Origin of the sequence: Bowmanella denitrificans, assembly GCF_002887595.1 — a bacterium.
Taxonomy (GTDB): domain Bacteria; phylum Pseudomonadota; class Gammaproteobacteria; order Enterobacterales; family Alteromonadaceae; genus Bowmanella; species Bowmanella denitrificans.
The window spans coordinates 97,751-112,003 of sequence record NZ_PEBU01000013.1 but is presented as its reverse complement, the minus strand read 5'-3'; the positions used below and the strand labels follow the sequence as shown (position 1 = coordinate 112,003).

9 protein-coding genes are annotated in these 14,253 nt (G+C 50.4%); 5 read left to right on the top strand and 4 right to left on the bottom strand.

Annotation, left to right across the window (positions count from 1 at the left end; genetic code table 11):
• Window positions 1-4: 4 nt before the first annotated feature.
• On the bottom strand, window positions 5-994 hold the full coding sequence (locus CSR04_RS20475) for a response regulator (protein WP_102798201.1): 990 nt from the start codon (window positions 992-994) through the stop codon (window positions 5-7).
• Complete coding sequence (locus CSR04_RS20470; protein WP_102798200.1) at window positions 991-4,317, bottom strand: MHYT domain-containing protein; 3,327 nt, start codon at window positions 4,315-4,317, stop codon at window positions 991-993. Before CSR04_RS20470 ends, CSR04_RS20475 begins: the two co-directional genes overlap by 4 nt.
• Window positions 4,318-4,490: 173 nt before the next feature.
• On the opposite strand from CSR04_RS20470, the gene CSR04_RS20465 reads away from it, so the two are divergent.
• The gene (locus CSR04_RS20465; RefSeq protein WP_172449444.1) at window positions 4,491-5,336 is read left to right on the top strand and encodes an HDOD domain-containing protein; all 846 of its coding nucleotides are present in this window, start codon (window positions 4,491-4,493) and stop codon (window positions 5,334-5,336) included.
• A 31-nt stretch (window positions 5,337-5,367) separates the two neighbouring features.
• Here CSR04_RS20465 and CSR04_RS20460 read toward each other — a convergent pair whose 3' ends face one another.
• Window positions 5,368-7,413 carry a putative bifunctional diguanylate cyclase/phosphodiesterase gene (locus CSR04_RS20460; RefSeq protein ID WP_102798198.1) on the bottom strand — a complete coding sequence of 682 codons (2,046 nt, stop codon included), beginning with the start codon at window positions 7,411-7,413 and terminating at the stop codon, window positions 5,368-5,370.
• Window positions 7,414-7,692: 279 nt separating this feature from the next.
• On the opposite strand from CSR04_RS20460, the gene CSR04_RS20455 reads away from it, so the two are divergent.
• The gene (locus CSR04_RS20455; protein WP_102798197.1) at window positions 7,693-8,250 is read left to right on the top strand and encodes an NAD/FAD-utilizing enzyme; all 558 of its coding nucleotides are present in this window, start codon (window positions 7,693-7,695) and stop codon (window positions 8,248-8,250) included.
• Window positions 8,251-8,292: 42 nt separating this feature from the next.
• On the opposite strand, the gene CSR04_RS20450 is transcribed toward CSR04_RS20455, so the two are convergent.
• Window positions 8,293-8,985 (bottom strand): nucleoside-binding protein, encoded by a 693-nt coding sequence (locus CSR04_RS20450; RefSeq protein WP_216362609.1) that lies wholly within the window; start codon window positions 8,983-8,985, stop codon window positions 8,293-8,295.
• A gap of 554 nt (window positions 8,986-9,539) precedes the next feature.
• Here CSR04_RS20450 and CSR04_RS20440 point away from each other — a divergent pair.
• The 3 genes from CSR04_RS20440 to CSR04_RS20430 all read left to right on the top strand — a co-directional run bounded on the left by CSR04_RS20440 (window position 9,540) and on the right by CSR04_RS20430 (window position 14,204).
• Entirely contained in the window at window positions 9,540-10,397 is an 858-nt protein-coding gene (locus tag CSR04_RS20440; protein WP_102798196.1) for a hypothetical protein, read from the top strand.
• The gene (locus tag CSR04_RS20435) at window positions 10,384-11,538 is read left to right on the top strand and encodes a hypothetical protein (protein WP_102798195.1); all 1,155 of its coding nucleotides are present in this window, start codon (window positions 10,384-10,386) and stop codon (window positions 11,536-11,538) included. Before CSR04_RS20440 ends, CSR04_RS20435 begins: the two co-directional genes overlap by 14 nt.
• A 176-nt stretch (window positions 11,539-11,714) precedes the next feature.
• Entirely contained in the window at window positions 11,715-14,204 is a 2,490-nt protein-coding gene (locus CSR04_RS20430; RefSeq protein WP_102798194.1) for a TonB-dependent receptor, read from the top strand.
• The last annotated feature ends 49 nt before the right edge of the window (window positions 14,205-14,253 follow it).

The window sequence follows — 14,253 nt, the reverse complement described above, 5'->3', positions numbered from 1 at the left end:
CGCGTTAGTTATCAACCCAACGGGACTTGATCTGCAGGATTTCGTCCAGTTCCTGCTCAAGCAAGGGCACCAGCGCGGGATCGAAATGCTTGCCTTGCTGCTCACGAATATACTCAAGCGCCTCTTCAACCGGCCAGGCTTCCTTATAGGGCCTTTTGCTGGTCAGTGCGTCAAACACATCAGCCAGTGCCACAATTCTGGCTTCAATGGGAATAGCATCACCTTGTAATCCGTGAGGGTAACCACTACCATCCCACTTTTCATGATGGTACAGCGCGACAATACGTGCCAGCTTTAACAGGCTTGAATCACAATCACCAAGGATTTCCGCACCGATTTGCGGATGGTTCTGCATCTCTGCGTATTCTTCTTTGGTCAGCTTGCCCGGTTTAAGCAGGATTCTGTCGGGAATGCCAATTTTGCCAATATCATGCATCGGCGCCGCATGTAACAGCTCGTCAGCATGAGGTTGGCTAAAGCCGTACGCCAGGGCAATGGTTTTAGCATAGTGACTCATGCGCAATACATGGGTACCTGTTTCATTGTCTTTATATTCAGCGGCACGCCCCAAGCGCTGAATCACCTGCAAACGACTTCGCTTTACTTCATCAGCTTGTACCAAAGATAAATGGGTTTTGACCCTGGCCCTGACCACCGCGGGGGTCACAGGTTTGGTAATGTAATCCACCGCGCCCAGTTCAAACCCTCTGGTTTCATCCACTTCCTCTTTCAGAGCGGTGACAAAAATCACCGGAATGCGTTTCAGGCTGTGGTCAGATTTAAGCTGCTGGCATACCTCAAAGCCGGTCATACCTGGCATCATCACATCCAGTAAAATAAGGTCCGGAAACTCTCGCCTGGCGATGGTCAGGGCTTCTTCACCGGATTTGGCAAAAATCAACCGATATTGTTCCTGCAATACCAACTTAAGCACTTTGAGGTTGGCTGGTTCATCATCCACCAGCAAAACACTGGCTTTATCTGTCGCATTCATTTGGACTCCTTGCTTAAGGTTGCCATTAGCTGCTCCAGCAAGTTGTTGGCGACAGCAAAATCAAAATCATTGAAGGCATCAACAATGGCATCAAGATCCTGATCCGCCATATTGGCACAATACCCGGATAACAGCTCCAGCGCCTCATCATCCAGCTCATTGGCTTGGGCAGCTGTTTGCAGCCGCACTAACAGTGCCATACAGGCATGGCTATCCGCTTTGGCAACAGACGCTGACTGATCCTCTGGGTTGGATTGCCGTTCCCCCAGCCAGGATGCCACACCGGCAATACCGTCACGAAGGTCAGTATACAAAGGCTGCCACTGCAGATCCTGTGTCTGTCGGGCACCTCGTTCCACCTGACTGAACAGGTCTGCCAGTTGTATCAAGGCGAGGTTGCCACACAGGCCTTTAAGCGAATGAGCTCGCTCCGCCAACGCGGTGTAATCGCCTTTTTGCACAAGTTGCTGCATTAATTCGGGTACTTGCTCATAACGTTCAAGGAACCGTTGCAGCTCTTTACAGTAAACGGGTTCGGTGCCCCACAGTTGCAGCGCCTTATCCAGATTTACCCCTTGTGCTGGTAAAACCTGGGCTAAAACTTCGGTTTGCGGCAACGCAACATCCAGTTCCAGCACCCTGGCAATTTCCTGTATCAACACCGGCATATCTACAGGTTTACTGGCAAATCCCTGCATGCCTGCTTCCCTGGCAGCCTGCTTGTCTTCTTCCAGCACACTGGCCGTCAGGGCTATAACAGGTAACTTGTCCCTGCCCTGCAGCCGCTCCCATTCCCGAATCGCCTTTGTCGCGGCCAGGCCATCAAGCTCGGGCATTTGAATATCCATCAATACCAGATCGAAAGCTTGCTGCTTAACCCTATCAACGGCCTCTAATCCGTTGCCAGCCAAGTCAACCTGATGGCCTGCATTGCCCAATAACAGCGCCAGCAGATCCTGGTTTTGCTGAATATCATCGGCCACCAATATCCTTAACTTTGGTAACTGCAGGTAGCTGTTTTTGTCAGTGCTGAGTACTGGCTGACCAGGCTTTAGCGGCAAATGAAAGCAAAATTCGCTGCCACGGCCTGGTTCACTGCTGGCCCAGATACGTCCGCCCATCAACTCCACCAGTTGTTTGCTGATAGTCGTGCCCAGTCCCGTGCCACCAAATCGCCGGCTCATCGACGCATCAGCCTGAGTAAAGGGGTCAAAAATACGCTCCAGACGCTCTGCATCTATGCCCATGCCGGTATCTTCGATGCAGAATTGGATTAGGTCTTCTTGCGTCTGACGCACTTCCACCCTGACAATCCCCTGTTCGGTGAACTTAATCGCATTGCCAACCAGATTGGTCAGTACCTGGCGTATTCTATCCGGCGCCCCGCGATAAAATTCGCTAAGGCCGGGTTCCAGGTGCAGTGCCAGTTCCAGTCCTTTTTTACGCGCCTGTAACCAGAGTGTGGATACCACCTCATCCATTAATTCGGTCAGTGAAAAGTCCCGCCACTCCAGCTCAAGTTTGCCTTTTTCAAGCTTGGCGCTATCGAGGATATCGTTCAGCAAATGCAGTAACGAACGTGCCGACTGGTTAATCGTCAACAGATGTTTGCGCTGGTCCTGCTCCAGTTTGCTATTCATCAGCACTTCACTAAAGCCAATAATGGCATTCATCGGAGTACGAATTTCGTGGCTCATGTTGGCCAGAAAGGCGGAACGTGCCGCCGCAGCCTGCTCGGCACGCTCTTTGGCAAGCACCAATTCCTGTTCCATTTGCTTACGGCTGCTGATATCCATCAAAAAGCCGTCAAGCCACAGTACTTCCCCTTGTTCGTCCCGCACGGCACCACCGTTATCCAGGATCCAACGGATGTTGCCAAACTTATCGATAATACGGTATTCAACACAGAAATGGCTTTGATACGCGGCCATTTCCAACAACCTGTCGCGATCTTCTGGATGAAACAGCTCAGCAAAATAGCGATTTGGCTCAGGCAACATAAAGTCACTGGCCGGGTAGCCGGTTATCTGTTCCACGGCTTCACTGATAAACAGCATGGGAAAGTCGGTGCTGGGCTGGCATCGGTATGCAGCCCCTGGAATATTGCTGATGAGTGAACGGTATTTGGCCTCATTTTCTTTAAGCGCCTTTTCCATCTTGAGGCGCTGACTTATATCAGTGACAAAGGCAACAAACACATCCTCATCAGGCAATCTGGCATGGCCGATGGCCAGTCGCACCGGCACATGCCAGCCACTTTTGTGTAATGCCTGTACATCGCGACCGGTGCCGATAATCTTCGCCACACCGGTTTGCAGATAACGCGTCAGATAATCATCGTGTTCAGTTTGAAAAGGCTCGGGCATTAACATGCTGACATTTTTGCCCAGGACTTCTGTTGCCTGCCAACCAAAGATGCGCTCTGCCGCCTGATTTAATCCCATTAATTTTCCGTCGGCACTGATGGTAACCACACCATCCACAGCGGTGTCCATCATGGCCTGCAAACGCGTTTCATTGCGTCTGGCCACCTGACTGATATCCCGATACTTAAACAACAGGTTGGCAATCACCACCAAGGTTGTTATCAGCACTGTCATAATCGCGATACCCAGTGCCAGAACTTCGGATTGGTGAGTTTGCGCGGTATTTTGCATATCGGTTGGCGGAACAAAACGCGCTGCGGCCATTCCGGTATAATGCATTCCACAAATGGCCAGCCCCATCACTGTGCCCCCAGCCAGGTTCAGCGTTAAGGAAGAAAGCTTGCCAGCCTTTAAGGCCTTAATACCAAAACGTACCCACAAAGACAGCCAGGCCAGCAAGACCGCGACAAGGATAGACAGGGCAAACAGCCAGAGATCGTATCTTAGTGCTGGTGCCATCTGCATGGCCGCCATACCGACATAATGCATCGTGCCGATACCAGCCCCCATCAGCACAGCGCCAAGGCTAAGTTGTCCAATACTGACCTGTCGCCGACCAATAAGGGACAATGCTACCCACGACGCGCCAATACTGGGCAGCATAGAAAATAGCGTCAGATCGGTGGCGTAATCCACTTGCGTGCAAAGGTCAAAGGCCAGCATACCGATAAAGTGCATCGACCACACACCGGTGCCCAGCGCCAGACTGCCTACCAGCAATACCAAAGCACGTCGCGAGCTTGCCTGCGCTGCCTGACCAGCCATCTGCATCGCCATAGTGGAAGAGAACACCGCCACCAGAATAGATAGCAACACCAACCAGATATCGTAAGTGCCATACAGCAGCAGATTGTCTGAGGGATAGGTAAAAATTTGCTTCAGCCAGTCCAATTGCATGACATCTCGTAACCCGTGTTACTGCAAATCATACGCACCCAAGTCAATCTGGCAAGCAAGGTTTGGTGCCAGTGGGATGAATACCGGACGAAATTCTGCCAATCACAGTTTAAACTTTGATGCTTTCGTCTATTCTGAATTCAGGCAAACTATCTGATTGGAAACATGTTCTTATGCAAGCTACAGACTACGCCCTGGCAGTAACGGATTCTTTTGCCCTGCCCGACGCCTGCACCCGTATCAAAGAACTTCTTGAAGACCCCAGCTCCACTGCCAGTGATATCGCAGAAGTGGTGTCGCTGGACCCGTCCTTAAGCAGTAAACTGCTCAAGCTGGCTAACAGCGCGCTTTATAATCTCAGCACGGAGATCAGTACCATCAGTCGTGCGGTTAATGTTATTGGCGGAAAAGCTCTGTATAGCCTGGTGATGACAGAAACCGCCCGCAGTGCATTCAAACATTTTGAAAATAATGCCATTGACCTGGAACGATTCTGGCAGCAGTCCGTATTTGCCGGCCTGATTGCAAAACAATTGGCCCAGGAAACCGGTCAGAAAGATGCAGAACGCTTCTTTTTGCTGGGACTGCTGCACAACTTTGGCGAACTGGCAGTGGCAAACCGTTCTCCCGAATTAGCCAGCCAGTGCCAGGACGTCGCTGCAGATATTTTGCCCTGGGATTGGCAACAACAACAGTTGGGTTTCACCTACGCCGAATGCAGTGGACAGATTCTGATGCTTTGGAATCTACCCTCGACATTGTTCACCCCAATAGCAAACCAGCATAATCTGGATTTGTCACTGCAACAGACCGACGTAGCCATTGTCTATCTGGCGGTAAGACTGGCGTTAATGACCATCTTCAAAGACCAATATAGTTACGCCAGACTCATTAATGCAGACATACTGCGAAATTTGAAACTGACCGAGGCGGAATTGGAAAATGCCATGCTGAGTGCCCGGGTTGAAGCTTACAAAATTCTGGTAGTGATGAACCCTGAGCTGTTTGTTATCCCTTAGAGCCTGTCGACTTTTTGAATAGGGAGTTTGTTCAAATCCAGCCCTTTTCAATTTCGGCATAACTGACAGGCCTGGCAAACAGGTAACCCTGCCCCAGGTCACAGCCCATTTTTAGCAGAATGTCCCGTTGCCGCTCGGTTTCTATGCCCTCGGCCAGCACCTGCATACCTACTGCATCGGCCATGGCAATCATGGCGTTCACTAAGCCAAAATTTTTCGGATGCTCTATGTCCTGAATAAATGCGCGGTCAATTTTCAGCAGTTGCACTGGTAAGTCTTTGAGATATGCCAGCGACGAGTAGCCGGTGCCAAAATCGTCAATGGCAATATTGACTCCTTTGTTTTTAAACGCCTGTAAATTGTCCAGGATCACCTGGGAATTCCCCATTGCCACGCCTTCGGTAATCTCCAGTTCGATACAGTCCATGCTGAGATCCAGGTGGCTGACCATCTCAGCAACCCGGTTAAAGAGTTCCGGCTGCGAAAAGTGCGCCGCAGTAATATTCACGGCAATGGGTTTCACCTGGTAACCGGCCTGACGCCAAGTGGCAATCTGTTGCAACACATTGGACAACACCCACAGATCCAACTCTTCTCCCAGGTTGACCCGCTCCGCAATGGCGACAAACACGTCGGGCGGTACAGTGCCCAATTCCGGATCATGCCAGCGAATCAGGGCTTCATAACCATTCAGGTGCATGTCTTCCAGGTTGTATTTCGCTTGCAACACCACTTCAAACAGATTTTGATCCAGCGCCCGGCGTATACCCTGTTCTATTTCCAGCCGTTGTGTCAGTTGCTGGTGAATGTCCTGATGAAATACTCTAATCGCTTGGTTGCTGGCTTTAGCTTCAAACATAGCGGACTCGGCCTGACGAATCAGCAGCGGTAATTCTGTTGCACCATCGGGGTAAAAACTGATGCCAATGGCTGCTGAAGGCACCAGTTTCTCACCGGCCAGATAATAGGGCTGAACAAAGCTTTGCAGCAGTTGCTCGGCGAGCAGCAAAGCATCTGCTTGCTCACGTAATGGCAGCACCAGCACAAAGTCATCGGCCCCAGGGCGACATGCCAGACAATCAGCCGGCATCACGGATTTAATGCGCTGAGCCGCTTCCATCAGCATCAAATCCCCAACGTCCTGACCATATTTCTCGTTAATCAACCGGAAGCGGTAGCAATCACTGAAAAAAACCGCATACAGGCGCTGCGGAACATGGCTTTTGGCAAAAGCCTGCATTAACCCGTCTTTGTTAAAAAAGCCGGTCAGGCTGTCGTACTCAGCCAAAAAACGAGCATGTTGTTTGGCTTTTACCTGCTCGGTAATATTATTGCCAATAACTTGTATTTCATGATGAAACTCCGAGCTTGCTGGCACAGTTCTGAAGGTCCATTCGATAAAGTGTGTGCCGCCCATGTTGTCCAACACCGCACTGGCAACACTCAGACTTGCTTCACCACGTTCATGGCGCAGCGTCTGCAATAATCTGTCGACTTTGCTTCTGTCATCTTCATGAATAAATTCAGCCAGCGACACGCCGATAACTTCGGATTCCTGATAGCCCAGTTGCTGGCAAAATGCATTGTTGACAAAACTCAGTCTGAAGCTGCTGGTGAGCCTGCAAATAAACTCTCGCTGATATTGAACGATATCTTTGTAGCGTCTTTCTGCTGAGCTGAGTTGTTCCATCAGCGCCTTATATTCGCTGAGATCATGACAAATTCCGACAAACAGCCGCCCTTGCTCTGTTTGTGCTTCGCCAACACTTAAATGCATGGAGAAGGTACTGCCGTCCTTGCGACGCCCCTGCACATCGCGGCCGATACCAATCACTTTGGCTCGGCCACTGCTTTTATAACTTTGGATATAGCCATCATGCAGTTTGGCATCTTTGGCTGGCATCAGCATATTGATATTGTTGCCGATCACCTCTGCCCGGTTAAAGCCGAACAATCGCTCGGCCGAGGGCGAGAAAAAACGCACTATTCCCCGGTCGTCAATAATGACAATGGCATCGACTGCGGCATCGGTGATGGCCTGTTGAATAGCGTCGAATCTGAGTTGCAGAGTGGTCAAATGTCCTCCTGAATGTCCAGTCTGACGGCTCCCTGAGGGGATCTATCGGGAAAACCCATAATTTTACCCACACAAAAGATATGGGTAAGTATGAGTGCGACGGATGAAGTACCTGACGCGTCAAGATGGTGCTGTTGCCTGAAGTTTATTCAGGTGGTGCCCCCCATTAATTGCACCGGTAAGCTGTAAAGTATAGAAGCGACTATAATTACAACAACTTCGCTTCTTTACGCCTGTGCTCCGTCACAACCACCACGGCGCACAAAAGGAGGAAATGTCATGTTACGGTATTATTATCTGAGCAATGATTTGCATGATCTGGCCAAGGTCGAGGAGGACATGCAGCGCCGGGGATTCAGTAAGCCACACTTTCATGTTCTCAGTGAACATGATGCAGAGGTGGAACAGCATCACCTGAATGCCATTGAGCCGGTATTAAAGAAAGATGTGGTGCATTCTACTGAAACCGGTGCACTGTTTGGCATATTGGCCGCGGTGTTTATTCTCGCCATGGCCTATTGGCTGGGTTGGACAGATACGGCTGCAGGCTGGCTGCCTTTTGTGTTTCTGGCCGTTGTGGTACTGGGCTTTTGTACCTGGGAAGGTGGCCTGATAGGTATTCAGGTGCCGAATCGTCGTTTCAAACGTTTCCAGACATTACTGGCCAAAGGGCATCACATATTGTTTGTCGATGTGGATCAGAGCCAGGAATTGGTTCTGTCGGAAATACTTCAGCAACATCCCGGGCTGAAGCAAATTGGTACGGGTGAAACAGCGCCAAGATGGGTAGTCAAGGGGCAGGAAAAGTTTGACCGTTTTATGAAGGCCATGCCCTGAATATTTGCGCTGATGCAGGAGCGGTTGACACCGCTCCTGTGTTCAAAAATGCCATTTCACCAACAAGTTGGCATTGCGCTCATGCACGCCCTGAATACCGTATTTATTATTCCAGTACGCATACTCCATGCCCAGGTACAAAGGCGACTTGAGCCCCAGATAAGTCGCCAGATTCCATTTAAGTTGCGACGTCCAGTTCATGCTGGCTGCGGTTCCCTGTTCGCCTATGGCCGAGCTCCAGTCCAGAAAGCCATCGAACAGCCATTGGCTGGAAGCCAGTTTAAACGGCACTGCCCAGGTGATGGTGGTTTGCCAGTTGTCTTTACCACTGTCGTTATTGCGGCGATATAGATCAACATTCAGATAGTTAAAACCAGCGGGCTTTAAGCCAATACCTGCCCCATAAAGGTAATGGGTGAATTCTTCTCCCACTTCGATAGTGGCTGCCGCAGATAGGCGCTTTACCCAGCCAGTTCCAGCAAATTCATGCAATGTAAATTTTGGGGAAAACTCCCCGTAGGTTTCTTTATCGCCATTATCCGAATGCAATCTGTCAATAAACAGAAATGCTCCCCCCCAGCTTGTGCCCGTGGCATATTCGAAGGTCGCCACTTGTCGATCACTGTCCCCTACCTGATAGTGACTGCCGTTTAGGTATGAGAGACTAAAATCCGACCACAGGGTTTCAGCTTGCACCGGCAAACTTAGAGCAATAAACGGCATTAGTTTTTTCATCAATTGATTACCTTAGAGGTCGCCGATTAGATAGCGAGTTTCAGCTGTCATACCAACAGTTGCTGGTAATCAGGCAGAGATCCGCTCAGCTAAAAATTATTCACTTTAATCATTTGCTTAACTCCTCACACCATGAGGTTTAGTCAGCTTAGTAGAGAAATACTGACAATTCATAGGCTGGCGGTAATAACTGTCTGATGATTGACCAACATCAGCCACGCTTTTTTAATAAAGCTGTCACAAATGCGACATATATTAGGGGCTGTTTATCTTTCAAGTATGATTTTGCAGCAGTTTGTAGGCCCTTTATACAAGGCAGAGTGAACGTGGTGTAGTGATTCTACATGAGTGAGCAATAACGCCGTAGAAAGGGCCCACAAGCACTGCCCAAAGGGTTCAACCCAGCCCCTCCTGCTCGGTGTTGCCGGACTTTGACTTAGGCCCACTAGGCCTGCAGCCCGACGCAGTGACCAGAAAGGGCTGGATTTGAACAAAATCTATACTTGAAAGATAAACAGCCCCTAGCTCTTTATTGACAGGCCCACTTTTTAACCATGTCATCGCTGTTTCTTCTGACCAGACCTGCCTATCTGATTTGCCTGTCAGCCATGCTGATACTTCTGATTGTCGTCACCTTACCGTTTTCCGCTCAGCAGGTGAGCACCTTAGCACTTGGGCATTATCATCGTTATCAATGTCAGACCAGCAATCCGCAGGCTGCGCAGCCAGCATTTCGTATTCTTACCGTGACATCCATGTTGGCTCAGGACATTGCCGATCAACTCTGCGCATCTGACGTTATGGCACAGCACTACAGAAGTATCATTATTTCCTGGAAGCCCAGAGGACAACTGAATGCAGCGCAAATTCTGAATGAGGAATACGACCTGATCTGGAGCCGAGAGCACAATATGCAGGGCTTGGTACCTGAATTTGCCAACTACTATGACACCTTGCTGCAATACGATCATTATCAGGTTTATTGGTTCAGCCGCGGGGATGCCCCTGTCATCAGTCAGGCAGGATTTGCCGACAAAAAGATAGGCTTGCTTAATGACAAACTCAGCCACACCCATTACTTGCTGCCGCTGACCTCAATAAAAGAAGCCGGCATTGAGGTCAGCGACAATCAACTGGTTTATTTTGATGATGGCGTCAGCCTTTTCGAGGCGTTTTCCCGTCAGCAAGTAGATTTGATAAGTGGTGGGCTTTGGCTATTAGGTGAAATCGATTTGCCATTGCAACGCACTCTGATCTCCGACCATGCCATTGCCGCCACCCTTTTTATTCGAAAATTAAACAACCCGCAAATAAACTGTGAGGCCGCCAGGGCCATGAATCAGTTTGCCGCCGTGCTCAGTGACACACATACAAACTGGGAACATCTTGAGGGATGTGATGGCAGACCATAGTCGTTGGCTTGCAGTGTGGCTGAGTATAACCACGCTACTGTGTGCACTGACGTGGGGGTACAGCCGCTACAGCCTGACACAGTCCGTTAGTCAGCAATTACAGGAAGTACTTCCTTCCAGGCTCGAAGAAGCCTTGCATAACAGATTCAATGATGAGCGACTGTTCCATCTGATTAGCCAGCAAATCAATGCCGACCTGGCCCGGCTACCTCTGACCGGTCCACTACCGCTGCTGTCAGAATGTCAGGCACAAGTCGTACAGCTGTTTAATCAGGATAATCAGGGGAATGTACAAGCAGCACAGATCCATTTGCAGTGGCCACTGGCGGGAAAAACACAGCACACCCTTCTCAGTCTCGACTGTCAGACAAATTGGACAACCTTGGTAGTTAGTCAGTCTGTCTTTGGGCTGCTGTTGACCATTTTGGTTGTTTGTCTTCCAAGGCCTCTGAATAAAAACGGCCGCTATTGGCAACAGCGTCTGCAGGCCATGGGTTTGTCACCCCGCCGAGCCAGACGTTTTGCGGTTAACACGGAGCATTTCTCTGCACAACAAAACCAGTTCTTAGAGCTACTGCTGCGCCGACAAGAATGGCAAAGTACCCTGGATTGGCTTGCCAGACCGGACTTAATTGAGCTGAATAACCAACAGCTTCAATGGTTTCAACTGGCTCTGACAGCCACAAGTTGCATAGATACTGCACTGGCCATCGCCAGCAGTGAAGATGGGCTGCATTTTGATTTGCGCAATCACAGCCTGACCGTCCACGGCTTGCCCATTAGTTTGGGCAAGACGCCGTTTTTCTATTACCTGTGGTATGCCAGGCTTCGCCTTACAGGTGATGGTTGGCAACTCAATCCTGCCGTTACGCGCCCCGACCATCATGCCGCAACGTCTTTGATTGAACTAATGGAAAAATACGGCGGGCATGCCAAGGCAATTAACGATCTGAAAGAAAATGGTCTGCGCGGCAAAATACTCGACCAGAACCGCAACAAGATAAAAGACGATCTGATTGCCCAACTTGGGGAGTCTCTGGCCCGGCAATACTTGTTTGAAACGGAGCGGGATATGAAAACCAGCCGCTATCGTTATCGCTTAATGCTGCCAGCAGAACATCTGACCTTCTCCGCTGAGTAAATTTCCTTTCTCCTTAGCGTCAACGCACGCCATATCTATCCTGATGAAAAACAAGACGTTAAGTTTTAGAGATATCTTATTTACCAGCAAAGATGTCCTTTTCACCTGAGTGACATATTGGCTTTGGATGATGCTCAGCGCTTAGCACAGCGAATTCAACAATCAGGAGCACCAACATGGTCAATACACAACCTAAGCGGCTTGCTTTGTTCGTATCTTTAAGTCTGCTGTCGCATACCTTGCTGGCACAGAACGAACAGCAGACGATGGAAGAAGTGATCGCCCTTGCCTCTCCCATTCGTGACAGTCAGAAAGCCGCCATTGAGGCCAAACAACACGCCAGCAACTTTGTTGACGTGGTATCTGCCGACACTATTGGCCGTTTTCCGGATCAAAACCTGGCCGATTCACTGGGCCGTATTCCCGGTCTGGCCATTGAACGGGACCAGGGCCAGGCCCGCTACATCAATTTTCGCGGCGCCCCGTTCCGTTATACCACCCTGGCGATCGACGGAATTGCCATTCCTGGTGCGGAAAATGGCCGGATCCCCCGTTTTGACAGCTTCCCTGCGGTAATAACCCGCAAGATAGAAGCCAATAAAGCGGTGCTGGCCAGCATGCCAGCCGAGTCCGTCGCGGGCTTTATCAATATTGAAACCTTCAACCCTTTTGAAACCAAAGGTTTTACTCTGGCCACCGACGTCGGTTACGGTCAACAAAGTCTGGGTGGCGGTACCATTGACAAAGTGTCTCTGCGTACGTCCTGGTCCAATCAAAACATTGGCTTGTCATTGTTCGGCTCTCAGAACAGCCGCGAACAAATCACCGACAACCGCGAATTCGACCTGGAACAGCAGGATGGCGAGCTGGTAGTCAACAAAGTCGACATGCGCAGCTACCAGGTAAAGCGTGAAGACAGTGCCTATGGTGGTCGCCTCGAATACCGCCCACAGGACAGTCTGGATCGCTTCTTTTTCAGCAGCCTGTACAGTGAATTTCAGGACCACGAACAGCGTAATCAGTACGTACTGGATTTTAAAGCCGGTGCAGAGGCCATGGGTAGCAGTGTAGCGCCAGGCACTAAAGGTCAGGGTCTGGTGATTATCAACCGTTTGCTGGAGGATGGTCTTTACGAAAACTCCACCTGGGCCAATACCCTGGGAGCAGATATTCAACTGGGCACCTGGCTGGTGGAAGGCCGTATCAACAAAACCAATACCCAAAGTGAATTTTTCCTGCCGATTCCATACAGTGCAGGCGGTAATAGCCTTGCCAGCTACGACCTGACTAATATCCATGACCCTCTGATTGAGCTTAAAACCGATAGTGGCAGCATCAACGATATCAGCAACTATGCGCTGGATTTATTTATTCTGTATGGCTCGTCGTTGGATATCGACGCCTGGAAATACAAACTGGATGCCAAGACCGATGTCCGCGTTGCTGGCCTGTCTGCCCAATTACAACTTGGTGCTATGTATGACACCCGCTCGGCACAGGGTCATGGCACCGACGTCAGCCAACAGTATCATCTATGGGGGGTGAACCCTGCTGACTTTTTAACTGATGACGCCTGGGATACCGATTTCACCAACAGTATCCATGCAACCAACTATAACAACCAGGCCCTGCGCCAGGCTTTGGAAAAGGCGTCGGGTGGTTTACGCTTTACCCCAACTGAGGCAAACAGCATTAACATTGATGAAGACATCAGTGTCGCTTATGCCATGCTTAGCACCGATTTCGCCTGGGGCTCACTGGTCACGGGGCTACGCCTGGAAAGCACGGATTACGCCAGCACCGGCCCCGAAGGTCAGCACAGTGACCGCTTTACCGATATCCTCCCCAGTGTGCATCTGAATGTGGACGTCGCGGAAGATGTGAAGTTCAGAGCCTCACTGTCTAGCGCGATTAGCCGCCCGACTTATAACGAATGGCGTGCCTCGGCCAACATCGACACCACCGAGAAGCAAATCTCCGGCGGAAACCCGGCGCTGCAAGCCGAAAATGCCTACGGCGGCGATCTGTCTCTGGAATGGTACGCTGGGGATGCCAGCTTACTGGCCATTGGCGCCTTTTACCGGCATATCGATAAGGTTATCTATGCCGACAGTACCAAGGTGGATGCTGGTCTGTATGTCCCTGCCTTTGCAGGCGAACAGTGGGATTACAGCGGCTTTGTTAACGGCCAGGAGGGCCATTTTCAAGGCCTGGAACTGAACCTGATTGCCCAGGCGTCCGACTTTATCGGTCAGCACCTTGACGGGATCGGTTTCAGTGCCAACCTGACCATACTGGACAGCGAATTTACTACCTTAAGCGGCAGCCGTTTCAGCCTGCCGGGTACCTCGGATTTAATCTACAACGCCTCGGTATTTTACGAAAACGATAGCCTGTCGGTGCGCCTGAACTACCAGTTCCGTGATGACTGGTTATCCACCACCGAAAATGACGCCATGGGCGAATACTGGAATGCCCAGAAACGCCTGGATCTGTCCCTGAGCTACACCCTGCCTAGTCTCGGTGACATGGACATCAGCCTGTACGCCAATGCCAATAACCTGACCGACGAAATTGACATTCGCTATCTTGGCAGCGAAGCCACGCCAAACCAGATTGAGCGCTATGGCCGCCGCTATATGGCCGGTGTGCGCGTTAACTTCTAAATCATCCGGGAGCGCCATCGAGCGCTCCTGACATTCCCTATTAAGACAA